Source organism: Alteromonas sp. NFXS44, from assembly GCF_040148705.1.
Taxonomy (GTDB): Bacteria; Pseudomonadota; Gammaproteobacteria; order Enterobacterales; family Alteromonadaceae; genus Alteromonas.
The window spans coordinates 36,342-59,269 of the sequence record NZ_JAGDEA010000011.1 but is presented as its reverse complement, the minus strand read 5'-3'; the positions used below and the strand labels follow the sequence as shown (position 1 = coordinate 59,269).

The window sequence follows — 22,928 nt, the reverse complement described above, 5'->3', positions numbered from 1 at the left end:
CTCTCATGGTGTTAAAGCATTCAGCCGGCTGATTTTACGCACATCTGCAGAAATGAGCGGGTGAGGGCTGCTCACTGTGACCGGACTACTGGCCTGGATGCCGTCATGACTTGTCCAATTCACCGACAGCGTACCGGATTTCAGTACCGGCCAGGGAACATCTGCTGTTGCCGCAGTGCCTGTTACATTTCCTGAATGGACATAGCGGGGCTGGATTTGCCAACTGACTGTGAACTGCATTGCCGGCGCAACCGGTCCGCTGTTTACTGTATGCGTACCACTGACCACGTTGGCTGACAGGTTATTACCCTGATTGAAAAAGTCAGCCATTTCACCTGTACCGTTTCTTCCGGTATCTGACAATTGTTTGCCCAGTGTCTGCGCGAGCAGTAACCCCTGACTTGCGTCATGAAGTGCCAGCGCTGCTGAAATGCTTGATTGCATGGTCATCAGGCAGGCAGTGAGAGAGCCGGTTAAAAGAATAAATGCCACCAGCAGTTCAGTCTGTACAAATCCTTTCATCGTTAACTGCTCCGTCATGGATGTGCTGCCCCGGGCACTATGCCGGTTTGTTGTAATAAAGGGTGGTGTTGCAGGTGCTGCAGAATAGTGTAGTGATAGGCCACACGAAGGTGACTGTCTGTCGTGGCGGGATGATTAAGTAGCAAACTGCCATTAATAATGGCGCTGTCTGAAATCTGGATTTTCCGGCTAAAACTGCTGTTGCTTCGGTAACTGACAACAACGCCGTTCACCACCGCATTATCTTCCATTTTGATATGACCATTTTCTATAATGAGCAACACAGGCGACGCACTGTTGCCCAGGGTTTTGTTACCTGAAAGCGTACAGTCACCTTTTACATATACGATGACATCTGTGGCGGGCAGAGCCTGACAGTCCGTGTAAATGTTACGGCTCAGAAGAGCGATGGTGGTTAAGTCAGCGTTGTCCAAATCCAGTCCGAAGAGATAATCTCCCGGTGGTATAGCGATTTTATTATCTGCATCTTTGATATCAGCACTTTTAAACGGCGTATTACTCAGCGGTGATACCGGACATAAGTCCTGACCGGTAAATGAATCTGCACAGGTCATCCTGCCATTGACTGACATATCAACAGAAGCTGCGGACCACAATGAATAAACAAAATCCGGATGAGACCCTGCCGGCGGGAGATACAGCGCAAATGTGCCCAGTAACGGCGTTGAACCGTTGTACACCACAGGTGCGGCCGGAATGGAGAGCAAAAAAGGAAACTTTGTCAGTTCCACGCGGGAGCTGAGCATACCATTGTCCACAGCGCGGCTGACATCCAGGATGATGTTGCGAACTGTTGCATGGCGGACAGTCTGAACGCCCGGCTGACTTAATACCATATTCGCGCCGGAAAGCAGGGCAGGTGGCCAGCTGGCTGCATAATTTATTTCGGCCTGAGCCTGAATAACATCACCGGCAAGATCTGCACGGGTAACAACTGCATTTTTTCGTAACAGAAACCGCGTAGCAGAGCCGGACAGCATAACAGTCAGTGTGGCACCTGCCGGTACAACAATCAGCAATAGCAGCAGCACTGTACCTGTCCATATTGCTCCGCGTGGCGCTAATTTGTTGCCGGAGCATTGCAGCTTGTGTTTTCGGGCCAGTCTAATCATGATATACCGTGACAATAAATGTATTTTGTCTGGAAATGTCACTGGCTGTTTTTAGACCCATGGCAAGAGAAACGGTGATATCGGTGGTTTGCTGTTTCCTGTCCAGACTCACAGTAAACTGACTGACAGTCACAAAATTTGGATCGGTAATATCCTGCCATCCGGATTGAGTACATGTGCGGCCGTTAATACGTGTTTCCAGGGCCTTGCTTCTGAGTCTGAAACCTCTCCTCTCATTCACAGGGTGACTGTCAATAACACCGTTCAGATTGAGATCTGATGCATAAATGATACAACTGCCGGCAGGTTCATTTCCGTAAGCGCCGCTTGCCAGCTTTGAGGTGAACGTTGTATCCGGATTCCCAGACTGAATTAAGGTTTGCAGGTAATTTCCCGTTTTACCGCTTTCCCTTAACTGTTGCCGCAGTAACGATGTGACACGAACCATTTCATCTTCCAGCAACAGAGCACTGGTCTGGCGTTGCTGACTGTTTTTCACTGAAGCAATCAGTGATGCTGAGGTGGCAATGAGTGTCAGGCCGGTCGCCATGGAAATGAGCATGCCGGACAGACTGAAACCCCTTTGGATCTTTAACATGCCCGGTATCCTCCGTAGTCCATATTTTCAAGACAAACGCGGATGCGGCCCTGGCTGCTTACAATCATCTTGCCCCGGAGTCCTGACACATCGAAAGTCAGAGAGCCTGCATTACCGGAAGCTTTGCCGCTACCCTTGCTGAACCGGGCAAAATGAGCCGGGTTAAACGTATTATTAACCAGCGATGTGGCAGGGTACCCGCCACTGTCCACCGGCTCAAAAAGTGCTGAGGCTGAGCAGGACGCAGGAATATTGCAATGACACACCGTTGACGTGACCACCGCACACCAGGATGTGCCGGCATGGATGGCAATGTAACCGTGCTGGCCGCCGGCAAGTGCCACAGCCTGCGCCCGTCTGAATTGCAGTTGTACTGCATCCAGTAATCTGGTCAGTTGTCCAAGACGATATTGATGTTGAATAGCAGGCAAAGAAAGACTCGCCACTATCGCTGTTATGGCAAGTCCGGCCAGCAGTTCTGTAAGCGAAAATCCCTGACGCATGACAACTGTCCTTATAGGCGGCAGCGAACTGTTCTGCCGGTTTGATAAAGTGATATCAGTCTATTTTGTGAGCAGGGAATTGTATGCTGTACCAAAGGAAAGAATTTTTATCTCAACGGGGTGTAACACTGATGTCACTGATGATGGCACTGGCTGTTACCGGTATTCTCAGTGCATTGTCAGTACCCGGCTTTGTTGATTTGCTTAACCGGCACGAACGGCAACAGGCAAGAAGCCAACTGCTGCGGTGGCAGGCCGAGCAAATACGGTTTCGTCTGGCGAATGCGGGTTATGCCGGTCAGGTGGCGTTATCGGCCCCGGTCATTAATAAGTATATGTTCACGGTCATTAATGTTTCTGCTGGCGGGTATGTACTTCGTGCTGACCGGATTAAAGGGTTAAACGATGGCTGCGATACGTTGACGCTGGATGCTGCAGGCACATATGCGCCTGTAAAATGCTGGCATTAGCAGGACAAATCGCTGCCGTTGAGATCTTCTTTAATGCCGTTACCACTGGCATCTGTGGCAACAGATACGCGGCCGTATAAGGTAATCAGCACGGCCGATGCGGCTTTGGCATCCTTTGACGACGGGCAAATTTTGATGGTGACAGCATTGCTGACACTGCCATCAGCGGCAAACGTCAGAGTGCCTGATACTCCGTCCAGTCCAAGGCCGGTACCCAGAGGATCAGTAGAGAGTATAAGCGGTTCATCGTTGTCTCTGGCACCATTCAGATTGGTATCCATAAAAACGATTTTTGCCTGAGTCCAGTCATTTGAACAATTTTTGTAGTCAGATGTGGGGCAAAGCAGGGTAGTCTGCTCCTGATCAATGGCAGTGAAACGGGCCATCCGCACAGCGCCGCTGATATCATTTACAGCCGCTATCACCCGGTTTTGCTGGAGAACGGACTGCATGGCAGGTGCGCCGACAGTGATCAGCAGAGCCATGATGGCTACAGTGATCATCAGTTCTATCAGAGACAGTCCTTTTTGCGCGTTCATACCTGTTGCAATAATTCAGTTACCCGAAGGTCAGATTAACCGAAATGCACAGAAAATGCGTATATAAAAGACAGCAAACGGCTGGATGTCTATACTTTACCGTGCAAAGTAAAATGCAGTTCCGGTGTGGTAATTTGCAGGTCAAAGAGATGCTTTGTCTATGTACGTGAGGCAATCTTTGTGTAAACTATTGCAGTAACGACATAGACTTAGTCGGATCAGTTCACTAAACAACGAGTAGCAAGTTATGAAAAAAATTGAAGCGATTATCAAGCCGTTCAAGATGGATGATGTTCGTGAGGCACTGGCCGAAGTAGGAATTGCCGGCATGACCGTCACCGAAGTAAAAGGCTTTGGACGTCAGAAAGGGCACACTGAGCTGTATCGTGGTGCTGAATATCAGGTAGATTTTCTGCCAAAGATTAAAGTGGAACTGGTACTTGCAGACGATCAGGTTCAGCAGGCCATTGAAGCCATTGAGTCATCAGCAAAAACTGGCAAGATTGGTGACGGGAAGATCTTTGTTACCACGGTTGAAACGGCTATCCGTATTCGTACCGGTGAACAGAACGAAGAAGCGATCTGATACAAAAAAGCCGGTGAGCTGACGCTGCACCGGCTTCTTTTATTCCGTTCAGGGCTTAGTGGTTATGACCACAGCCACCTTCACCATGCACATGACCATGTTCCAGCTCTTCCTGAGTCGGTTCACGGATATCGACGACTTCCACATCAAATTTCAAAGGCACGCCTGCCAGCGGGTGATTGCCATCTACAATCACTTCTTCTTCACTGACTTCAATAACGATCACAGATTGTTCGCCGCCTTCAGAAGTAGCGCGGAAAGACATGCCGGGTTGCACATCCATACCGTCAAACATTGACTTAGGTACGCTTTGTACAAGTTCGTCTGCACGTTCACCGTAAGCTTTTTCAGGCGCTACAGCGACGTCGAATTTATCACCCTTATTTTTGCCCATCAGAGCATCTTCCAGACCTTCAATCAGGAAGCGTCTGCCGAGCAGCACAACCAGCGGGTTTTTGCCTTCTGAAGAGTCCAGTGTAGTGCCGTCTTCTGTTGAAACGGTATAGTGTAGTGTTACCACACTGTCTGACGTGATTGTCATAATATTTCCTGTTTTGGGGTGTGTTTTCTCAACACGTGAATTTGCATTGCTTGCTATACAGTATATGGCAATGCGTAAAAACATGCCTGAACGTCAGGCGCGTCCGCCAGTCTGTGTGGCGTGTCTGCTTCTGTGTCGTTGGGCAGCACGGCCATGAACCAGGTCTCTTTGCCCAATGTAGCACAGCGGATAACAGTGCCGCCTCTGCGCCATCCTGTATCCAGTGCCTTCTCAACGGTATCACCTACTTTAACATCAATTGCCGCGGGTAAACAAAAGACGTATCCCGCGCGCTTATTTTTACCCAGGTAACGGGTGCGGGCTACGACTTCCTGACCCATGTAACAGCCTTTATTAAAATCGATGCCGTCCAGCGCCTGTACGTTCATCATCTGGGGAACGAACTCATTAACCACTTCACCACTGACTTCAGGAATACCCTGAGACACCATTAAGGCGTCATAAACGCAATAATTGTAAGTTTGGATGTTCTGTTCTGCCTGCCATTGCTCCAGCGTGCCGGCAGCGGTTTCACTGAGAAGCAAAATAAACACGTCCTGCGGATAATCTGCGCGGATCGCTACACCGTCAGAGTGCTGAACAGTGGCCAGTGTCTGTTCAGGCAGTGAACCGAAAAATTCCCTAATCCATTGCTCTGCCTGTTTGCCTTTCACTGCATATTGTTTCAGCTGGCTGTCTTTTTTCTCAATGGTAACTTTTGAAAATACGCCGTATTTTTTTAACTGTTCCAGAGAGGCTTCTGCACAACCCGATGGCATCAGCATCAGAATACTGTTCTGCCAGCGGCAAACACTGCTGAGCGACCATGTCTTACCTTTAAAGTCACAATGCGCAGCATGGCGGGCTGTATTGTCAGCAAGATTTTTTACATTGATGGTCAGTTGCCCGTGCAGGTAATCATTTTGCTGTTCACCTTCAACAGTAATGACTGTGGAACCCGTCAGAGGAATAACAAAGTCTGAAACTAACTCATTAAGTGAATCTGGCGTTGACATAAACCATCCGTAACTTTTAAACGTGAACTCTAACTATGGGGGGCGAATTGTAATTCACAAGTTTGTAATCTGACAAAAAGTACGGTGAGCCGGCGTGACTCTTCTGGTATAGTGCTGCCGTTCAATGAAGAGGTCCTAATTGATGTTCACTGAGAAAAGACGTAACCGGCTAAAGTGGGCATGCCGCCGGGGCATGCTGGAACTGGATGTATTATTTCTGCCATTCGTAGAAGAAGCATTCGACGACTTAAACGACGACGATCAGGTTTTATTTGAACGTTTACTTACCTGTGACGACCCCGATTTGTTTGCCTGGTTCATGGGCCATCAGAAATGTGAAGACCCTGAGCTGGCAAGAATGGTCAAAATCATTCTGGATCGTGTCAAAGTATAGCTTCGTTATCCGCTACCGTGCCATCCGGATGGCTGCGGTAGCTATCCCTCTTGTAGCTGCAGGCATCGCGATATGGTCATTGCCTGCCAGCGCCGCTTCGTGGTTTCCTGATTACACTGTTTCCGTGTTCCTGTGCTCTGTTGTGCCGGTCTTTCTGCTAATCCTGCTTGCAGGGCAACATAAGATGCGGCAAGGTTGTGAAAGCATAACGGTGGACTCAAACCGGTGGTATGAGCCTGCCCGCAGCGGTACAGTGAGGCCGTTGACAATATCATCCGGCAGCAAAGTGACGATTTTCGGTATTTACCTGGCCGGTACACATTATGATGGCACAGCTTGTTATCGCTGGGTTTTACCGGGGGAATGTAAGAAGCTTTACTATCGCCGTCTGGTGAGACTGGTTCAGCATCAGTCGCAAGGGGATTAAGTAACTATGATGAGTTTATTGTACCGGGCGCTGACGCACCGCCCTGACAAACAATTACTGAAGCAATTTAAGCCTCCTGCGGTGCCGGGTGTTCATGGTGGTAAAACACAGCTGATTGACCCTTCACATTACCACCGTTACTGCGATATGACTCACTGGCAGCACGGGGACAGACTGCACCCCTGTTATCTCCAGATGCTGTCTCTGCCATTGCAGATGCGGTGTCTGGCTCACCCGCGAAGTCCGTTCCCCTTATTTGGCCTGGTACACAGGAAAAACGAAATCATCCAGCAAAGCGGGATCCGGCTGTCTAAACCTGTCACTTTACGTACCGGTTTTTCTGCGATTACACCTCACCGGCGGGGCTGGGATATTCTTATGTATACCACTGCTACGCAACAGGAGAGGGAATGTTACCGGGCAGAAGCTACTTATCTGGTGCGGGTAAAAGCGCCACATGTGGACGACAGTGTGGAGCCTTCAGCGCCGCGGCACGAGCCACCGTTTAAACCTTCAGCGCAAGCGTATGAAAACGCTGAGGAAGCAGAAGCCGCTGAACGCTGGCAGAACATTGCAAGTTTTTCTGCACCGGCGGATGCCGGGCGGCGTTATGCAAGGATTTCGGAAGACGCCAATCCTATTCATTTAAGCGCATTCACTGCAAAACTGTTTGGCTTTCCCAAAGCGATTGCTCATGGCATGTGGACGCTGGCTATGGCGGTGAGTTATGCAGAAACAGATAAAGCTGATCACAGCACTGACATAAGTTGTGAATTTAAGCGCCCGCTATTTCTGCCCGGCAATGCGGACCTTAAAATCAGCAGGGGAGGGGGCATAACAGATTTCCTGCTGGAAAATACCGCAAATGGTGAGCCGTTAATAAAAGGTGCCGTTATATCCGGCGAAACCGGTTCAGTGAAAAACTGAACCGGCGGTTGTTAAAGCTGCTCATCTTCCCGGTAAGTACTGGTGGCCAGTGTACCGGGCTCAGGCTGACATTTGGCCGGCAAAGGTTTAAGTACTGTGGGTCTGGCTTGCGGTAGCAGGTCCGGATAGTCCACATTGTAATGCAGGCCCCGGCTTTCCTTACGGTTCATTGCGCAACGGACAATCAGTTCCGCAACCGTCACCAGATTACGCAGTTCCAGCAGGTTATTGCTGACCCGGAAGTGTGCGTAATATTCCTGAATTTCCTGGCTAAGCAACTGGATCCGTCGCAGTGCGCGCTCGAGTCTTTTGTTAGTACGGACAATGCCCACGTAATCCCACATAAACAAACGCAGTTCATGCCAGTTATGCTGAATGATGACTTCTTCGTCTGAATTGGTAACCTGTGATTCATCCCAGGGGGCAATCGTCTCTTCAGTGTAGTCGTCCTGCAAATGAGTAAGGATGTCTTTCGCGGCAGCTGCAGCGTAGACCACACATTCCAGCAGAGAGTTTGATGCCATACGGTTCGCACCATGCAGGCCGGTATAAGCTACTTCACCTATGGCATAAACGTTATCGAGGTCAGTTTTGGCATTAAAATCAGTCATGACACCACCGCAGCTATAGTGCGCGGCAGGCACCACGGGAATAGGCTCCTTAGTGATATCGATGCCCACAGACAGACACTTGCGGTAAATGTTCGGGAAATGCTTTTCAATGAAGTCAGCCGGCTTGTGACTGATATCCAGATACATACAGTCAGCACCCAGACGTTTCATTTCGTAGTCGATGGCACGGGCAACAATATCCCTGGGCGCTAAATCGCCCCGTTCATCGAAGCGTGTCATAAAGCGTGTCCCATCAGCATGGCACAGCTGTGCACCTTCACCCCGCAGTGCTTCGGTAATCAGGAAGTTTCTTGCCTGAGGATGATACAAACAGGTGGGATGGAACTGATTGAATTCCATATTCGCCACACGGCAACCAGCACGCCAGGCCATGGCAATACCGTCACCGCTGGACACATCCGGATTAGATGTGTACTGATACACTTTGCTCGCGCCGCCCGTGGCCAGCACAATGAAACGGCTGCGGATAACTTCAACATGGGCCTGTTCCAGATTCCACGCGTACACACCGGTACAGTGCAGGTTATTACTGCGGGACTTAATTAAGTCGATGGCGTTGTACCGTTCCAGGAACCGGATATTGGGGTGGGATGACACGGCATCATTCAGAGTAATTTGCAGCGCTTCACCGGTTGCATCGGCAGCATGTAAAATACGGCGGTGACTGTGACCACCTTCACGGGTCAGGTGAAAACGCTCCTCACCCTGCTCATTCGTTTCAGTATCAAAAGGTACGCCGTGATTTATCAGCCAGTTCAGTGCATCTTTGGCATTTTGGGCTGTGAAGCGTACTGCGTCTTCTTCACATAATCCGGCACCGGCATTTAGTGTGTCAGCAACGTGTGCCTCAACAGAGTCATGTTCGTCGAAAACGGCGGCAATACCGCCCTGGGCGTATCGGGTCGATCCTTCATTGCGGTCGCTTTTGCTCAGCACAATCACGTTACAATGATTTGCAAGTTTCAGCGCCAGACTTAATCCGGCAGCACCACTGCCGATGACTAAAACATCACATTGGTGCTCAATTCCTTTCGGATCCGCTGATGTTAGTGAAGAAGCCACTGATTTCATGGTATTTTAGCGGTTTACTTGTAGGCTAAGGTCCGGCAAGTCTAAAGGAAGCACAGCAAAACGCAAAGCATAGAGCGCGCGTCTGCAGGATTTTTCTTATATTATTTATTGATAATTTAAAGATTGTCCGCATTTTTTGCGAACTTATTGGGAATAATGCAGTCTACCTGATGCTTGCATGAGCTGTTTATGTGGTAGATGTTAAGGAGAAATAGCTCGGATGAGCGAGCAGATAACCGATCAACAGATTGTTGAAAAGGTACAAAGCGGTGATAAAAATGCATTTAACTTACTGGTAACCCGTTACCAGCATAAAGTGATGCATTTGGTGTCTCGATATGTCAAAAACTCCGGTGATGTTGCAGATGTCACTCAGGATGCGTTTATCAAGGCTTACCGCGCGTTACCAAATTTTCGCGGCGACAGTGCGTTTTACACCTGGTTGTACCGCATTGCCGTTAACAGCGCTAAGAATTATCTTGTGGCACAGGGGCGAAAGCCGCCTGCAAATGATGTCGACGCTGAAGACGCAGACTATTACGAAGGCAGTGATGCGCTGAAAGAGCAATCCACGCCGGAACGCAGTTTGTTGTCTGATGAACTCGAAGCTACATTATTCCGTGTTGTGGAGAAGTTACCCGACGATTTACGTATGGCAATAACCCTGCGGGAAATTGAAGGCTTAAGTTATGAGGAAATCGCCAGCGTAATGGGGTGTCCTGTCGGTACAGTCCGTTCCCGGATCTTCCGGGCACGTGAGGCAATCGACAAGGTCATACAGCCATTGTTAGAAAATTGATTTTTTTTCACGATGAAATTGAACTTTCACGGGATGAAACGAACTAACTAGCTGTGTTAAGGTGGTAAACGATCATTTCGATCAGGATTTTATAATATGACGCAACAGCAAGAAAAATTGTCAGCCTTTATGGATGGCGAGACAAACAGCGCTGACATCATGGATGCAATCCTTAATGATGAAGAGCTAAAAACAAAGTGGAAGCGATATCATGTTATTCGTAGTGGTTTACGTAAAGAAGCCACGGTCGCACCTCAGTTAGACATTACTGCTGCGGTAGCCGCTGCCTTAGAAAGTGAACCTACAGTGATGGCGCCGAAGCGTTCAGGCTGGAAATCATTGCCGCTGGTCGGTAGTGTGGTGCCATTTGCCAAACAGGGTGGACAGTTCGCCGTTGCTGCTTCAGTAGCTGTCGCGGTGATTCTTGGTGTTCAACAAATGAATCAGCCGGAACCTGCAGAACCGTTCTCTACGTTTGAGACGAATACCCGTCTGGGTGGGCTTTCTCCGGTTAGCCTGGAACAGACCCGTACGATTCCGCGCAACGATATGAATGTTGTGCTGGAGAAAAAGCGTAAGATCAATGCTATCATCGCTGACCATGAACAACAGATTCAGCTGAAGCAGGCAGAAGATCAAAGTAAAGCCGTAGAAGAACGTGCTGAGTCTGACGCTAATCCAAATTAAGAGCTAAATGACAAAATCATTTATACAACGCGTACCAGCTCCAGTGGAGCTGGTACGCGCGTTTTCAGGGCATGCTTTTCTGGCATGCACGTTTTCCATTATCGTTCTTTCTTCACCTGTTCCGGCTCAGGAAAACGGGATTGAAGCGGCTTCGCGGCAGGTTGCTGCTGAAATCGAAGCGGAATCTGATGCTCATAATCCGGTGTCTCAGGATATTTTACCTCCCGATTCTATCGTGACAGCGGAAGAAGCTATCAGCCAGAAAGCCGCAGCACATAATGACAGTGCAGAACCGGAGTCTGTTGGAGCAGCGCAGGTTAAGCCGGAGTCGGTGACCGGATGGCTGGAGAAAATGACTGCAGCGACCCGTACACTGAATTTTCAGGTGGCCTATGTCGTCAGCCGGTTAAATCAGGAAACTGTGCCCTACTTGTGGCGGCACGGTGTACTTGAAGACGGTACCAGCGTGGAGCAGTTGAATCTGCAAAACGGCCCCGGAAGAGAGCTCATCCGGGTAGGGGATGTGGTCAGTATATTTGAACCGGATACCCAGCCTTACAGTCTGCATTCTCAGTATATCAATGGTCCTATACCCGGAGAGTTGCTGTACGAACCGGTTTCTCTGACCAAAGGCTACGAGTTTGTATCTGTGGGCAGAGCCCGTGTGGCAGGCCGGCCAGCTCAGCAGTTCAGGATCGTCAGTCGTGATAATACCCGTTTCAGTTACCAGCTTTGGCTGGATGAACAGTCGGGGATGTTGCTGAAACTTAATACGCTGGATCTACAGGGTAATGTGCTGGAGCAAATTCAGGTTACATCACTGACAATGTCAGACACGCCGCCTGCGTATTTTGCCCGTGTGAACCGAGCTTCTCTTCCCAGTCCACTGGCTTTGACGCCGTCCACAAACCGTCAGCAAGGATGGGAAGTCGATTATCTTCCTGATGGTATGGTCGAAGTGAAAAGAGATATCCGCCGCCTGGCGATGACAGGGCAGGTGGTGGAATACAAATTGTTCTCTGACGGGCTGGTGGATGTGTCTGTATATGTACAGCCTGCCAGTGACGCTATCGGTTCCGATTTAGTCCTGCGCCATGACCTGAGTACGTTTCTGACTCTCACCGATGGTAAGGCCCAGGTGACAGTCATCGGGGAAATTCCTCTGCAGACGGCCAATGCTATTGCCACTTCTTTGAAGCTCAAAGAGGTCAGCGGTGATTAAGGAAACCGCTACGGTAATAGCTGTCGACGGTGACGTGATCACCGTCGAAGCCGCTATCAAAACCACCTGTTCATCCTGTCAGGCGCAATCTGACTGTGGATCAGGTGTGATTTCCCGCGCATTGTCGCCGAAAACCCAGCAACTGACAATGCAATCTCCGGTGCCCTGTAAGGTGGGAGATAAAGTCAGTATCGGCGTGCCGGAAGCCGGCATTGTGACTGCTTCACTCTGGCTTTACGTTATTCCTCTTATTATCTTTATTGCCAGTGCGCTGAGCTTTAATGCACTGCTGCCGGCTGTGGGACTCAGCGGCGAATTTTGGGTTTTACTGGGTAGTCTATGTGTGACGTTTCTGGCCTTCACGGTAATTTCAGGTTACCTGAAAAAGCGCGACCAGACCCGTTTCCGTCCTGTTATTCTTTCTTCCATTCCTGCTAACGGAGCCGTTCAGCAACATCAGCCCTGAGCTGAGCCTGATAAGGCTTGTACACTGATTCGCTTTTCAGTGAAGAAATAGGTAAAATCCGCACGCTTTGCGCTGCCGTATTAACTTTCCCGGGCAGAAGTATTGTGGTTTTGCCGGTTCAAATAAAATCCGGTTTGTTTAACTTAATTCTCGCAGGACATTTTCCAGCATTATGCAACAGTCGCACATACGTAATTTCAGCATCATCGCCCATATCGATCACGGTAAATCTACACTGTCTGATCGTCTTATCCAGCATTGCGGAGGACTGACTGACAGGGAAATGGCCGAACAGGTGCTGGATTCGATGGATATTGAGCGCGAACGGGGTATTACCATCAAAGCGCAAAGTGTAACGTTGAATTACACCGCGAAGAATGGTGAAACCTATCAGTTGAACTTTATCGATACACCGGGACACGTGGACTTCACCTACGAAGTATCCCGCTCACTTGCAGCCTGTGAAGGTGCGCTGCTGGTGGTTGATGCCGGACAGGGCGTAGAAGCACAGACTCTGGCAAACTGCTACACCGCCATTGATATGGATATGGAAGTGGTGCCAATCCTTAATAAAATTGATTTGCCGCAGGCTGAACCTGAGCGTGTAGCAGAAGAAATTGAAGACATCGTCGGTATTGACGCCATCGATGCTGTGCGTTGCTCAGCCAAAACCGGCGTGGGTATTGAAGACGTACTGGAAGTTATTGTTTACCGTGTTCCGCCACCGGAAGGTGAAAGAAATGCACCGCTGAAAGCGCTGATTGTCGATTCCTGGTTTGATAACTATCAGGGCGTTGTGTCTCTGGTACGTATTGTTCAGGGTGAACTGAACGTAAAAGACAAAATTAAAATCATGTCTAACGGTCAGACCCATCAGGCGGACAAAGTGGGTATTTTCACTCCTAAGCAAACTGATACCGGTATTCTCCGTGCCGGAGAAGTTGGGTTTATCATTGCCGGTATCAAAGAGATCCACGGTGCCCCGGTGGGTGATACCATCACACTGGCACGTGAGCCGGCTGATAAGCCGCTGCCCGGTTTTAAGAAAATTAAACCTCAGGTCTATGCCGGTGTGTTCCCGGTAAGCTCAGACGATTACGAAGATTTTCGTGACGCATTATCGAAACTGAGTCTGAATGATGCTTCATTGTTTTATGAACCGGAAAGTTCAGCTGCTCTTGGTTTTGGTTTCCGGATTGGTTTCCTTGGCATGCTGCACATGGAAATCATTCAGGAGCGTCTGGAGCGGGAATACGATCTTGATCTTATCACCACCGCACCAACAGTAATTTATCAGGTTGTTACAACCAAAGGGGAAACCGTACAGGTTGATAACCCTTCTAATTTGCCACCGGTGAATGAAATCGAAGAGATTCACGAGCCGATGGTAGAGGCAAACATTCTTGTTCCTCAGGAATACCTCGGTAATGTCATCACACTTTGCGTTGAGAAGCGTGGTATGCAGACCAGCATGACTTATCATGGTAAGCAAGTCGCGGTAACCTATGAAATACCGATGGCTGAAGTCGTAATGGACTTCTTTGACCGGTTGAAATCAACCAGCCGTGGTTTTGCTTCACTGGACTATAACTTCAAGCGCTTCCAGCAGTCTGACATGGTGCGTGTTGATGTACTTATCAACGGCGAACGTGTGGATGCACTGGCCATGATCACCCACCGTGAAAACAGTCAGGGTCGTGGTCGTGAACTGGTTGAAAAGTTACGTGAACTGATCCCGCGCCAGATGTTTGATATCGCTATTCAGGCTGCTATCGGTAACCATATTATTGCACGAAGCACAGTTAAACAGCTGCGCAAAAACGTTATCGCCAAGTGTTATGGTGGTGACGTGAGCCGTAAGAAAAAACTGCTGCAAAAACAAAAAGAAGGAAAGAAACGCATGAAGCAGGTAGGTAATGTTGAATTACCTCAGGATGCGTTCCTCGCTGTTCTCAAGGTAGGTAAGTAATGGCAAATTATTTTTCAATTTTGTTGGTGATCCTGACAGTAGCAACCGGATTAATCTGGCTGCTGGACAGTTTGCTGTGGGCACCGGCAAGAAAGGAAAAGCTCGCAGGTGGTGAAGCGGTAGCCGGTGGTTCATCAACGGGTCCTCAAAGTGAGTTGCCCTGGCTGGTGGATACATCACAACAAATTTTTCCGGTCATCGCGTTTGTACTGGTGTTACGTTCATTTTTGTATGAACCGTTTCAGATCCCTTCCGGTTCTATGATGCCTACCTTACTGGTAGGCGATTTCATTCTGGTAGAAAAGTATGCCTACGGTTTAAAAGACCCGGTGTTCCGCACCAAGTTTCTGGAAACCGGTGAACCGGAGCGTGGCGATGTCGTGGTATTCAAATACCCTGAAGATCCGAATGTAGACTACATTAAACGTGTAGTGGGTCTGCCTGGCGACACCATTGTGTATCAGAACAAACAAGTTTTTATTAAGCCATACTGTGAAAGCGGCAGCGACTGCCCGAAACAGCAACCGGTACCTCTGGAATTTAAAGAGCGCGGCGAATTTGTGCAGGACATGGTGCCGTTGTTGCGTTACACCGAGCAACTTGGCGATGTGACCCACGACATTTTGCGCAATCCCGGACGCAGTATTCCGGCATCAAATTTTTACACGCAACCGGGTACCCGCAGTAATGAATGGATTGTTCCTGAAGGACAATACTTTGTATTAGGCGACAACCGTGAAAACAGCCGTGACAGCCGCTTCTGGGGATTTGTTCCTGATGATAATCTGGTAGGTAAAGCCGTGGCTATCTGGATCAGTTTTGAGTTTGAACGTCCGGCAGACAGCGTGTTACCGGGATGGGTACCGACAGGTATCAGATTTAACCGGATTGGTGGCATAGAGTAATGCAGGGTATCGACAGATACGCACGGTTATCAAAATTACTGGATTACCGCTTTAAAGACGAAGGTTTGCTTGAGCAGGCTTTAACCCACCGCAGTGCAGCGAAAAAGCACAATGAACGGCTGGAATTTCTGGGCGATGCCGTATTAGGCATGGTCATCGCAGATGCGTTATTCGCCCGTTTCCCGTCTGTACCGGAGGGGAAATTGACCCGCATGCGTTCAACCCTGGTGAAGGGCGATACCCTGGCTGAAATGGCGAAAGAAGCCGGCGTAGGTGAATTGCTTAAACTGGGGCAGGGTGAATTAAAAAGTGGTGGTCACCGCCGCAGTTCTATCCTCGCTGATGCTGTTGAAGCCATACTGGGTGCCATCTATCTGGATGCAGGCATCGATACCGTCAGTAAAGTGATTCTGAGTTTGTGGTCTGCACGTATTGACCGGCTCGATCCGAATGAACATCCGAAAGACAGTAAAACCCGTTTACAGGAATATTTACAGTCTCGCCGTGAGCCTCTTCCGGTGTATGAAGTGGTAGGAATAAGCGGCAAGGATCACGCGCAGACTTTTGAAGTCAGTTGCACTGTAGCGCAACTTGAAAAGCCCGTTTTCGGCACAGGGAACAGCCGGCGTAAAGCAGAACAGCAAGCTGCAAAAGAAACGTTGGAGAAGCTTGAACATGCATCTGAATGAAGATGTTGATACCCGCTGTGGCCTGGTAGCCATTGTCGGCCGTCCGAATGTGGGTAAATCTACATTACTGAACCGTATCCTGGGTCAGAAAGTCAGTATTACTTCCAGAAAGCCCCAGACCACCCGTCACCGTATTTTAGGTATCGATACCGAAGCACAATGCCAGACGGTTTACGTGGATACGCCCGGGTTGCATCAGGACGAGAAACGGGCCATTAACCGTTACATGAACCGTGCTGCATCGAGCTCACTGGCTGAAGTGGGTCTGGTTCTGTTTGTGGTGGAAGGCACACGCTGGACCGAAGATGATGCCATGGTGCTGGAAAAGGTGAAAAACAGCCGTTTACCCTGTTACCTGGTGGTCAATAAAGTCGACAAGGTAGAAGACAAAGAAAGTCTGATGGCTCAGATTCAGAAGCTGTCGGCACTGCACACGTTTGAGCATATTTTCCCTGTCAGTGCGAAAAACGGCAAGCAGGTGGATGCGTTACGGGAAACCGTGCAGCAATCTTTGCCGGAAAGCGAATTTTATTTCCCCGAAGATTATATTACCGATCGTTCGAGCCGGTTCATGGCGGCGGAAATTATCCGTGAAAAACTGATGCGCTTCACCGGTGATGAACTGCCTTATTCCACCACGGTTGAGATAGAACAATTCAAAATGATGGAAAACGGGGTATACCGTATTAACGGTCTTATCCTGGTTGAGCGTGACAGCCAGAAACGCATGGTCATTGGTAAAGCCGGCAATCATATTAAAACTATCGGCGAGCAGGCCCGCAAAGATATGGAAAACCTGTTTGACAACAAAGTGTTTCTTGAGCTTTGGGTTAAAGTGAAACAAGGCTGGGCTGACGACGACCGTGCCTTGCGTTCATTAGGCTACGGCGACGATTAACCTACTTTTTGTTTCACCGTTGTAAGGAGGTGCTATGTCTCTTTCTGATATGCGGCGGCAATATTCTGCTGGCCGTCTGGATGATACTCAGTTAACTGAGCATCCGGTAGCGTTGTTCCGGCAGTGGCTGAACGATGCCATTAACGCAAATATTCCGGATCCTACAGCCATGACTGTGGCAACTGTAGACAGCAGCGGGCAACCATCCCAGCGTATTGTGCTGCTGAAAGATGTGAGTGAAGAAGGCTTTTTATTCTATACCAACCTTGGCAGCCGTAAGGCCAGAGAGCTGGGGCAGAATAATAAAGTTTCTCTGCATTTTCCCTGGTTTTTCATGGAGCGCCAGGTGCGGGTATGCGGCGTGGCCGAAAAATTGAGTACTGCGGAAAATGCAAAGTACTTCTTTTCCCGCCCGAAAGACAGCCAGTTGGCAGCTTATGCGTCAAAACAAAGCCAACCCATTGCTACCCGTGAATTGCTGATGACACAATTTCAGCAATTAAAAAACAAATTTGCTAGTAAAGAACTTCCTGTGCCGGATTTCTGGGGAGGTTTCCGTGTAAAGCCGCATCAGATTGAATTCTGGCAGGGCGGTGAAGACCGGCTTCACGATCGTTTTGAGTATAATAGAACAGAAGACGGTACATGGAGTACTCAGCGGCTTATGCCCTGAGATAAGCCGGCAACATGATAGACAGCCACTGTCACCTTGATTTACCCGCCTTTGAGCATGATCTTAACGGTGTGCTTAAACGGGCAGGGGAGGCAGGGATCAGTGGCTTCCTGATCCCCGGCACCACACCGGCAGGCTGGGAAATACAGCTTGCCATTCAGGCCCGCCATTCTGATATCTTCCTCGGCTTTGGCATCCACCCCTGGTTTATTCGCGGCTCCCTTGATGATGCTGTGTCAAAATTGCAAAAGGCGGTAGCAGAACACCGCCAGTCAGTATGCGCTATCGGCGAAATTGGTCTCGATGCCACAATAGAACTGCCTCTTGCGGAACAGGAGAAGTGGTTACTCGCACAACTGGACGTGGCAAAGCAGTGTGAATTACCGGTTGTCCTTCATCACCTTAAAACTCATCATCGTTTGCCCGCAATGATTAAACAGGCAGGCTTTTCCTGTGGCGGTGTGGTGCATGCTTTTTCCGGCAATGCAGAGGTCGCTGCTCAGTATGTTGAACTGGGCTTTAAATTAGGTGCAGGGGGCACAATTACCTATCCCCGTGGTAAGAAAACACTGGATGCTCTGGTTGAGACCGGGCTGGATAATATTCTGCTGGAAACCGATTCTCCGGACATGCCCGTACAGGGGTTACAGGGGCAACGGAATGAACCGGCGCGGCTGGTGCAAATTGCTCAGGTGCTGGCAGAAGCATTTGGTGTGTCTGTGGCTGAGGTTACAAAGAAGACCACTGCCAATTTCCGTGATCTGTTTGTTCAGCCCTGAGCTGCACTGGCTAACGCATTTTATTGATAAAATAGTAGCGGTATCGCCAGCCCGCTGCGGTCAGAATGCTTCCGGCGAATAATCCGGTCATTAAGATCCCCGCCTGAATTGCTCGTTCAGACTGCAATAGTGCGTATTCGTCGTTGAGAAGTCGGGCACTGTCAACGGTGAGCTGCAACACGCCGGTTTGACTGCCGTTGTCGTCTTTTACGGAAAATAGTCTTACCAGGTGGTTTTGTTCCGGGGACTCTTCAGTTACAGAAGACTTCCTGGTCACCACGCCGAGGCGTTTGCCTTTGTTATCGAATACTGCCGCAGCGAGAATAAAGTTTGTTTCTGCAAGGCGGCTTAAATTTAGTGCAATGACATCGCCATTCTTTGAATAAACCGGACCTGCCAGAATAAGGGCGTATTGTTCGCCCAGCACGTCGACCGGGGCTGACGCTGCCTGTCCGGCTTCATGCGAAGCATGCCGTGACTCAAGCACACACAGGCTCACCAATGCCATAATCAGCAGGGCGAATACAGTAATGTGCACACTTCTGCGTTGCAACCAGGCAAACCAGTGTTTCTTTTCCGGGGCCGGTGTTCTCCAGGCCGCGTATCTATCAGTCATAATCAGAGAAAAAGCGCATTTGCCGTCATCATACCGTTTTTGCCATCATGAGCATAATCTATTCATAAATGGCAGTTTTCCCCGGTCACTGAATTCGCTAGGATACGCATACTTTGAGTAGCGGAACCTCCTACATTGAATTCAGTAGCTTTATCTTCAGTACATTCTCATGCTGCGCTAATAACTGCGTTGGAAACACATCCCTCCGGCATCGTTTTTTCAGGCGGCCAGTGGCAGAGCACAGGTGCAGTCTCTTCAGACAATAATGACGCTGTTATCACTGTCTATGCGCCGGCGCTGACAGCCTGGCAACTTGAAAAAGTGTCTGACACACTGGCACCAGTCGCAACGCTTTCCGGTTTCCGGTTACATGCCCTTAGCGGTAAGTTCCACGAAACCGTAGTAACGGGGTCAATAAAAACGGCTGATGTGCCGGCGGTAAAGCCGCTGTTGGAAAAACTGGCTGAATCGTTGCGGGTCGATATAGTCGTTCAGGCTGCCCGGCCATCGTTGTCTGCGCCCGGTTTGCTGGTGATGGACATGGACAGCACCATTATACAAATTGAGTGTATTGATGAGATAGCCAAACTGGCCGGCCTCGGTGACAAGGTTGCCGCTGTAACCGCAAGGGCCATGCGCGGGGAACTGGCTTTCAGTGAAAGTTTGATATCACGGGTGGCCTGCCTGAAAGGTGTACAGGTTTCACAGCTGGCCCAAATCCGTGACAGTATTCCGTTAATGCCGGGCGTTGTACCACTGGTATCCGTGTTAAAAGACCATGGCTGGAAAATCGCTATTGCCTCCGGCGGGTTCACTTATTTTGCCGATCACGTAAAAGAACGGCTTGGCCTGGATGCAGCATTTTCCAATACCTTGAAAACCGATGGCGACGAGCTTGCCGGAGAGGTGACCGGTGAAATCGTGGATGCTGATGTGAAAGCGCGCACTGTTGTGTCTCTGGCCAGTGAATGGCAAATACCTATGTCACAAACCGTCGCTATGGGAGACGGCGCTAACGATCTGGTAATGATGGCAAAAGCAGCATTGGGTGTGGCTTGTCATGCTAAACCGCTGGTAAGGGAAAAAGCTGATACCGCCATCCGGTTCTCAGGTTTGCACGGCATGCTGTATTTGCTGGCTGACTAGTAAGCTGAAACAGAGTAAAAGCGATGAAGGCATGCCGTGAGCACGCCTTCTTTGTTCAATTGTTGAGGATTTTTTCAATCTGCGCTGTCGATTCGCTGACGGCTCTTAGCTGACTGTTACGGGAAATGGTTGCTTTGTCATAGCCAAAACGCATCATTACTTCGCTGGTCATATCGACAAGGTGCACAGATGCGCCCATACCCCAGATCTTCTCTTCCAGTTCTTTAGCGCGGTGCAATGCGTACATGCTGACATAGCTTAATTCGGCTTGCAGCATGTCCAGATCCGGTTTACCTGTGGTCGTTAAAATAACCTGCATGGCAATAAAGTGACCTCTTGCCAATGCTTCAGTGATAAAGGACTTTCTGGTGTCATCACTGGAAAAATCTTTATCCAGCTTAGGCAATATGGCCAGTTTGCTGTTCTTACGGGCAGGATCATAAGCAATAAAAAGCTCTTGCCGTAATGGTTGATTTTCCAGTCTCATGGTCTTAATACCATGAAGCATGAGCGGAGCTTCCAGGTTCTTATCCCGGTAGAGAAACTCAACGTTGGTTTTACGACTGCCGGTGAAATGGGTCAGCATGCGTGCTGACACAGAATTCAACCCGTTCATGACGGCCATATCCGCCTCGTAGCGAATACCGTTTTTGGCCAGCAGAAAAGCGAAATTAGGTGTGTGACGGGCGTTAATACAACGCAGGGCATGACCGATACCCGGAATTTCTTCTTCTTCCGGATAGGTTTTCAGTGCCTGTTTGTTCTGCTTGATCAGATTATCAAAGAACTTTCTGGCTGCAGCGCCCGGTTCACCTTCAGCGGCACGAAGGTGCACAATATTGCGGTCAGTATTGTAATAAACTACTTCGTAAATCAAACCGGTCACATCGTGTTTGGTCGTCAGCGCTTGCAGTTCAGGCAGCGCAATCTTTACCAGGCTGCCTTTTTCTCCGTCAAATTCGCCGGGAATTTCAAGACGCAGGCCGGATATGGAGATATCTTCAGAAATCCCCTTGCACTGCATGGTTTCATCCAGGCCACTTAACTCAACCGGTGACCGCAGAATATAGCGGGTTTCCATCCGTTGTTCCTGAAAACGATAACGGTAAGGGCGGATAGGGGCCGGTTGCTTATTTCTGGGGTGAGCAAAAATGCGAAGATGGGTGAGATTACTTCGGTCAAATTTTAACGCCGCATATTGCCGTTGACCACTTTCAGAGGTGACATCTGTGATATGCATCAGGTATTGAAGACGTTTTAGTTTTGCCATCAGCCGGGCTGAAGGCGGCGTATTTTGTTTCTTTGCCACACTGCCTACGTCATCCGGAATAGAAAGCGGACAATGCGCTTCATCCGGTGACATGGTGCTCATTGTCAGTTTAAATACCCGCCAGCTGACTTTCCGGGAACCAAATCCGATGAAAACAGACTTGAGTGATTCTTTTTGTTCCAGTTCACGTGTGGACGCCGAGTAGAAATACACCGCACCGTTCTGGATGTGGGTGAAACAATAAACATACAGTTCGTTATGTTTATCTGCATCAGCCTGCAATTTTGCCAGACGCGAAGGTTTCAGCAAATAGCCCAGTTTGATCTCACCGGTCTCATCCTTCCAGTAATCCAGGATATCCTTGTTGATGGTGTTGAGCATGGCATAACGGGGAAGCAATGCGTCATTAATACTGTCGATGAATACCGGCAGCGATGGACTACAGGGGGAAATATACTGCTCTGCAGTTTTATTGATGATGGCATCAATAGTGTTTGTCAGGTTAACCTTATAACGGCGTTTGTTGCCGTGTATGAAGTTATCGAGAAACTTGTCGAATGACGGGGAAGGGAATTGACGGTTGCGTTTCAGAATGAGGTAATGATTTGATTTTTCAAACTTGGTGGTGATAACTTCATAAACAATACCCGAGCGCTTATCCATGGCAAACTCATCTTCCAGGCCACGGAAGAAGATATGTAACTTCTGCTCTGGCCGGAAGCGGTATTCTTTCGGTAACTTCAGCCTGAGTCCTTCGGTAGAAATATCCACACTGCTGGCTTTGTACTGACTGCCGCTCTCATCCTGTATTTCAACTGCGACAGCAAAGTTCATCCGTTCCTGATTACGGTGAGCATAGTTCAGCAAATTGACAACAGGAATGGAGTACTGGTGAAGGTTTTCCTGCCTGGTTTCTGTGTCAGATTTAACCGTGCCCTGCAAGGCTTGTTGTTCAGCCCTCTCCCGCATCACTCGGAAGTTATTTTCTGTTGCCATCACCGTTTCGTAAACACCAAAGGTGTAATTTCCGAAGATATTCACCTGGCGGTTAAAAACGTCTATGGCAATGTCATCGAGATAATGCTTCCTGCCACGATACTCGAAAAGCTTGCATTCACCGTCCACCTGACCGCGCAGATCAATTGAGCGGACACAGGGCTTGGCCAGTCTTTTCAACTCCATTTTGATGAGAAAGCGTTTTTCTGACGGAAGATTTTGCGTCAGTTGCATCAAAATTTGATTGAATTCAGGGGCGCCGATTGATGATTTCAGCTGCTCTATGATGTCTGCATATTGCTGAAGTTCTTTTTCCATTTTAACTACTGATCTTAATTTGCTGCCCTGTTGTATTTTTTATCGGCAGACTTCGCTGAGACTGTAAGTGAACATTTACCCGGACTCCATCCCTACTTTAATCCGGTATGCAGTGCCTTCATAATAACGTTAGAAT

The 22,928-nt window shown here is 49.0% G+C and carries 26 protein-coding genes; 16 read left to right on the top strand and 10 right to left on the bottom strand.

The window, feature by feature from the left end; translation table 11 throughout:
* Nucleotides 1–3 precede the first annotated feature (3 nt).
* Genes J3369_RS14030 through J3369_RS14015 form a run of 4 tightly spaced genes read right to left on the bottom strand, consistent with a single transcriptional unit; the run spans nucleotide 4 to nucleotide 2,756 of the window.
* On the bottom strand, nucleotides 4–522 hold the full coding sequence (locus J3369_RS14030) for a hypothetical protein (protein ID WP_349587962.1): 519 nt from the start codon (nucleotides 520–522) through the stop codon (nucleotides 4–6).
* Between the two features lie 14 nt (nucleotides 523–536).
* On the bottom strand, nucleotides 537–1,655 hold the full coding sequence (locus tag J3369_RS14025) for a hypothetical protein (RefSeq protein WP_349587959.1): 1,119 nt from the start codon (nucleotides 1,653–1,655) through the stop codon (nucleotides 537–539).
* Nucleotides 1,648–2,253 carry a hypothetical protein gene (locus tag J3369_RS14020; protein WP_303573087.1) on the bottom strand — a complete coding sequence of 202 codons (606 nt, stop codon included), beginning with the start codon at nucleotides 2,251–2,253 and terminating at the stop codon, nucleotides 1,648–1,650. The genes J3369_RS14025 and J3369_RS14020 overlap by 8 nt, the downstream gene beginning before the upstream one ends.
* On the bottom strand, nucleotides 2,247–2,756 hold the full coding sequence (locus J3369_RS14015) for a prepilin-type N-terminal cleavage/methylation domain-containing protein (RefSeq protein ID WP_303573088.1): 510 nt from the start codon (nucleotides 2,754–2,756) through the stop codon (nucleotides 2,247–2,249). The genes J3369_RS14020 and J3369_RS14015 overlap by 7 nt, the downstream gene beginning before the upstream one ends.
* An 83-nt stretch (nucleotides 2,757–2,839) precedes the next feature.
* Here J3369_RS14015 and J3369_RS14010 point away from each other — a divergent pair, with 83 nt between their 5' ends.
* On the top strand, nucleotides 2,840–3,226 hold the full coding sequence (locus tag J3369_RS14010; RefSeq protein ID WP_303573089.1) for a type IV pilin protein: 387 nt from the start codon (nucleotides 2,840–2,842) through the stop codon (nucleotides 3,224–3,226).
* Here the strand turns inward: J3369_RS14010 and J3369_RS14005 are convergent.
* Nucleotides 3,223–3,765 (bottom strand): GspH/FimT family pseudopilin, encoded by a 543-nt coding sequence (locus J3369_RS14005; protein ID WP_349587955.1) that lies wholly within the window; start codon nucleotides 3,763–3,765, stop codon nucleotides 3,223–3,225. The two genes, J3369_RS14010 and J3369_RS14005, sit on opposite strands and share 4 nt — an antisense overlap.
* Nucleotides 3,766–4,012: 247 nt before the next feature.
* Here J3369_RS14005 and J3369_RS14000 point away from each other — a divergent pair, with 247 nt between their 5' ends.
* Nucleotides 4,013–4,351: a P-II family nitrogen regulator gene (locus J3369_RS14000; RefSeq protein ID WP_119501953.1), complete on the top strand. Its 339-nt coding sequence runs from the start codon at nucleotides 4,013–4,015 to the stop codon at nucleotides 4,349–4,351.
* Nucleotides 4,352–4,406: 55 nt separating this feature from the next.
* Here J3369_RS14000 and J3369_RS13995 read toward each other — a convergent pair whose 3' ends face one another.
* Entirely contained in the window at nucleotides 4,407–4,892 is a 486-nt protein-coding gene (locus J3369_RS13995) for an FKBP-type peptidyl-prolyl cis-trans isomerase (RefSeq protein WP_303573091.1), read from the bottom strand.
* A 53-nt stretch (nucleotides 4,893–4,945) separates the two neighbouring features.
* Complete coding sequence (ygfZ, locus tag J3369_RS13990; protein ID WP_349587953.1) at nucleotides 4,946–5,908, bottom strand: CAF17-like 4Fe-4S cluster assembly/insertion protein YgfZ; 963 nt, start codon at nucleotides 5,906–5,908, stop codon at nucleotides 4,946–4,948.
* Between the two features lie 142 nt (nucleotides 5,909–6,050).
* Here ygfZ and J3369_RS13985 point away from each other — a divergent pair, with 142 nt between their 5' ends.
* From J3369_RS13985 to J3369_RS13975, 3 genes are read left to right on the top strand one after another with little or no spacing between them, the layout of a single operon-like run.
* Nucleotides 6,051–6,302 (top strand): FAD assembly factor SdhE, encoded by a 252-nt coding sequence (locus tag J3369_RS13985; RefSeq protein WP_119501950.1) that lies wholly within the window; start codon nucleotides 6,051–6,053, stop codon nucleotides 6,300–6,302.
* On the top strand, nucleotides 6,289–6,729 hold the full coding sequence (locus tag J3369_RS13980; protein ID WP_349587949.1) for a protein YgfX: 441 nt from the start codon (nucleotides 6,289–6,291) through the stop codon (nucleotides 6,727–6,729). Before J3369_RS13985 ends, J3369_RS13980 begins: the two co-directional genes overlap by 14 nt.
* Nucleotides 6,730–6,735: 6 nt before the next feature.
* Nucleotides 6,736–7,656: a MaoC family dehydratase gene (locus tag J3369_RS13975; protein ID WP_349587946.1), complete on the top strand. Its 921-nt coding sequence runs from the start codon at nucleotides 6,736–6,738 to the stop codon at nucleotides 7,654–7,656.
* Between the two features lie 11 nt (nucleotides 7,657–7,667).
* On the opposite strand, the gene nadB is transcribed toward J3369_RS13975, so the two are convergent.
* Nucleotides 7,668–9,359: an L-aspartate oxidase gene (nadB, locus tag J3369_RS13970; RefSeq protein WP_303573095.1), complete on the bottom strand. Its 1,692-nt coding sequence runs from the start codon at nucleotides 9,357–9,359 to the stop codon at nucleotides 7,668–7,670.
* A gap of 220 nt (nucleotides 9,360–9,579) precedes the next feature.
* On the opposite strand from nadB, the gene rpoE reads away from it, so the two are divergent.
* From rpoE to J3369_RS13920, 10 genes are all read left to right on the top strand, one after another.
* On the top strand, nucleotides 9,580–10,158 hold the full coding sequence (rpoE, locus tag J3369_RS13965) for an RNA polymerase sigma factor RpoE (protein WP_119501946.1): 579 nt from the start codon (nucleotides 9,580–9,582) through the stop codon (nucleotides 10,156–10,158).
* Nucleotides 10,159–10,254: 96 nt separating this feature from the next.
* Nucleotides 10,255–10,845 carry a sigma-E factor negative regulatory protein gene (locus J3369_RS13960; RefSeq protein ID WP_119501945.1) on the top strand — a complete coding sequence of 197 codons (591 nt, stop codon included), beginning with the start codon at nucleotides 10,255–10,257 and terminating at the stop codon, nucleotides 10,843–10,845.
* Between the two features lie 7 nt (nucleotides 10,846–10,852).
* Nucleotides 10,853–12,067: a MucB/RseB C-terminal domain-containing protein gene (locus tag J3369_RS13955; RefSeq protein ID WP_349587942.1), complete on the top strand. Its 1,215-nt coding sequence runs from the start codon at nucleotides 10,853–10,855 to the stop codon at nucleotides 12,065–12,067.
* Complete coding sequence (locus J3369_RS13950) at nucleotides 12,060–12,533, top strand: SoxR reducing system RseC family protein (protein ID WP_349587939.1); 474 nt, start codon at nucleotides 12,060–12,062, stop codon at nucleotides 12,531–12,533. Before J3369_RS13955 ends, J3369_RS13950 begins: the two co-directional genes overlap by 8 nt.
* A gap of 172 nt (nucleotides 12,534–12,705) precedes the next feature.
* Complete coding sequence (gene lepA, locus J3369_RS13945; protein WP_349587936.1) at nucleotides 12,706–14,502, top strand: translation elongation factor 4; 1,797 nt, start codon at nucleotides 12,706–12,708, stop codon at nucleotides 14,500–14,502.
* Nucleotides 14,502–15,407, top strand: a complete 906-nt coding sequence (gene lepB / locus J3369_RS13940; protein ID WP_119501941.1) for a signal peptidase I — start codon at nucleotides 14,502–14,504, stop codon at nucleotides 15,405–15,407. Before lepA ends, lepB begins: the two co-directional genes overlap by 1 nt.
* Complete coding sequence (gene rnc / locus J3369_RS13935; RefSeq protein WP_119501940.1) at nucleotides 15,407–16,096, top strand: ribonuclease III; 690 nt, start codon at nucleotides 15,407–15,409, stop codon at nucleotides 16,094–16,096. The genes lepB and rnc overlap by 1 nt, the downstream gene beginning before the upstream one ends.
* On the top strand, nucleotides 16,083–16,994 hold the full coding sequence (gene era / locus J3369_RS13930; RefSeq protein WP_349587932.1) for a GTPase Era: 912 nt from the start codon (nucleotides 16,083–16,085) through the stop codon (nucleotides 16,992–16,994). The genes rnc and era overlap by 14 nt, the downstream gene beginning before the upstream one ends.
* Before the next feature lie 34 nt (nucleotides 16,995–17,028).
* Complete coding sequence (gene pdxH, locus J3369_RS13925; protein ID WP_349587929.1) at nucleotides 17,029–17,667, top strand: pyridoxamine 5'-phosphate oxidase; 639 nt, start codon at nucleotides 17,029–17,031, stop codon at nucleotides 17,665–17,667.
* Between the two features lie 14 nt (nucleotides 17,668–17,681).
* Nucleotides 17,682–18,446 carry a TatD family hydrolase gene (locus J3369_RS13920; protein WP_349587927.1) on the top strand — a complete coding sequence of 255 codons (765 nt, stop codon included), beginning with the start codon at nucleotides 17,682–17,684 and terminating at the stop codon, nucleotides 18,444–18,446.
* 10 nt (nucleotides 18,447–18,456) lie between these two features.
* On the opposite strand, the gene J3369_RS13915 is transcribed toward J3369_RS13920, so the two are convergent.
* Nucleotides 18,457–19,062 carry a hypothetical protein gene (locus J3369_RS13915; RefSeq protein WP_349587926.1) on the bottom strand — a complete coding sequence of 202 codons (606 nt, stop codon included), beginning with the start codon at nucleotides 19,060–19,062 and terminating at the stop codon, nucleotides 18,457–18,459.
* A 135-nt stretch (nucleotides 19,063–19,197) separates the two neighbouring features.
* Between J3369_RS13915 and serB the strand changes: the two genes are divergently transcribed.
* Nucleotides 19,198–20,208 carry a phosphoserine phosphatase SerB gene (gene serB, locus J3369_RS13910; protein WP_349587923.1) on the top strand — a complete coding sequence of 337 codons (1,011 nt, stop codon included), beginning with the start codon at nucleotides 19,198–19,200 and terminating at the stop codon, nucleotides 20,206–20,208.
* Nucleotides 20,209–20,263: 55 nt separating this feature from the next.
* Here serB and J3369_RS13905 read toward each other — a convergent pair whose 3' ends face one another.
* The gene (locus J3369_RS13905; protein WP_349587920.1) at nucleotides 20,264–22,792 is read right to left on the bottom strand and encodes a PilZ domain-containing protein; all 2,529 of its coding nucleotides are present in this window, start codon (nucleotides 22,790–22,792) and stop codon (nucleotides 20,264–20,266) included.
* Nucleotides 22,793–22,928 lie beyond the last annotated feature (136 nt).

What these genes read in the sequence shown, in the direction of transcription:
- J3369_RS14030 (WP_349587962.1), bottom strand. Translation starts at nt 522, where the DNA reads ATGAAAGGATTTGTACAGACTGAACTGCTGGTGGCATTTATTCTTTTA.
- J3369_RS14025 (WP_349587959.1), bottom strand. Translation starts at nt 1,655, where the DNA reads ATGATTAGACTGGCCCGAAAACACAAGCTGCAATGCTCCGGCAACAAA.
- J3369_RS14020 (WP_303573087.1), bottom strand. Translation starts at nt 2,253, where the DNA reads ATGTTAAAGATCCAAAGGGGTTTCAGTCTGTCCGGCATGCTCATTTCC.
- J3369_RS14015 (WP_303573088.1), bottom strand. Translation starts at nt 2,756, where the DNA reads ATGCGTCAGGGATTTTCGCTTACAGAACTGCTGGCCGGACTTGCCATA.
- J3369_RS14010 (WP_303573089.1), top strand. Translation starts at nt 2,840, where the DNA reads ATGCTGTACCAAAGGAAAGAATTTTTATCTCAACGGGGTGTAACACTG.
- J3369_RS14005 (WP_349587955.1), bottom strand. Translation starts at nt 3,765, where the DNA reads ATGAACGCGCAAAAAGGACTGTCTCTGATAGAACTGATGATCACTGTA.
- J3369_RS14000 (WP_119501953.1), top strand. Translation starts at nt 4,013, where the DNA reads ATGAAAAAAATTGAAGCGATTATCAAGCCGTTCAAGATGGATGATGTT.
- J3369_RS13995 (WP_303573091.1), bottom strand. Translation starts at nt 4,892, where the DNA reads ATGACAATCACGTCAGACAGTGTGGTAACACTACACTATACCGTTTCA.
- ygfZ (WP_349587953.1), bottom strand. Translation starts at nt 5,908, where the DNA reads ATGTCAACGCCAGATTCACTTAATGAGTTAGTTTCAGACTTTGTTATT.
- J3369_RS13985 (WP_119501950.1), top strand. Translation starts at nt 6,051, where the DNA reads ATGTTCACTGAGAAAAGACGTAACCGGCTAAAGTGGGCATGCCGCCGG.
- J3369_RS13975 (WP_349587946.1), top strand. Translation starts at nt 6,736, where the DNA reads ATGATGAGTTTATTGTACCGGGCGCTGACGCACCGCCCTGACAAACAA.
- nadB (WP_303573095.1), bottom strand. Translation starts at nt 9,359, where the DNA reads ATGAAATCAGTGGCTTCTTCACTAACATCAGCGGATCCGAAAGGAATT.
- rpoE (WP_119501946.1), top strand. Translation starts at nt 9,580, where the DNA reads ATGAGCGAGCAGATAACCGATCAACAGATTGTTGAAAAGGTACAAAGC.
- J3369_RS13960 (WP_119501945.1), top strand. Translation starts at nt 10,255, where the DNA reads ATGACGCAACAGCAAGAAAAATTGTCAGCCTTTATGGATGGCGAGACA.
- J3369_RS13955 (WP_349587942.1), top strand. Translation starts at nt 10,853, where the DNA reads ATGACAAAATCATTTATACAACGCGTACCAGCTCCAGTGGAGCTGGTA.
- lepA (WP_349587936.1), top strand. Translation starts at nt 12,706, where the DNA reads ATGCAACAGTCGCACATACGTAATTTCAGCATCATCGCCCATATCGAT.
- lepB (WP_119501941.1), top strand. Translation starts at nt 14,502, where the DNA reads ATGGCAAATTATTTTTCAATTTTGTTGGTGATCCTGACAGTAGCAACC.
- rnc (WP_119501940.1), top strand. Translation starts at nt 15,407, where the DNA reads ATGCAGGGTATCGACAGATACGCACGGTTATCAAAATTACTGGATTAC.
- era (WP_349587932.1), top strand. Translation starts at nt 16,083, where the DNA reads ATGCATCTGAATGAAGATGTTGATACCCGCTGTGGCCTGGTAGCCATT.
- pdxH (WP_349587929.1), top strand. Translation starts at nt 17,029, where the DNA reads ATGTCTCTTTCTGATATGCGGCGGCAATATTCTGCTGGCCGTCTGGAT.
- J3369_RS13920 (WP_349587927.1), top strand. Translation starts at nt 17,682, where the DNA reads ATGATAGACAGCCACTGTCACCTTGATTTACCCGCCTTTGAGCATGAT.
- J3369_RS13915 (WP_349587926.1), bottom strand. Translation starts at nt 19,062, where the DNA reads ATGACTGATAGATACGCGGCCTGGAGAACACCGGCCCCGGAAAAGAAA.
- J3369_RS13905 (WP_349587920.1), bottom strand. Translation starts at nt 22,792, where the DNA reads ATGGAAAAAGAACTTCAGCAATATGCAGACATCATAGAGCAGCTGAAA.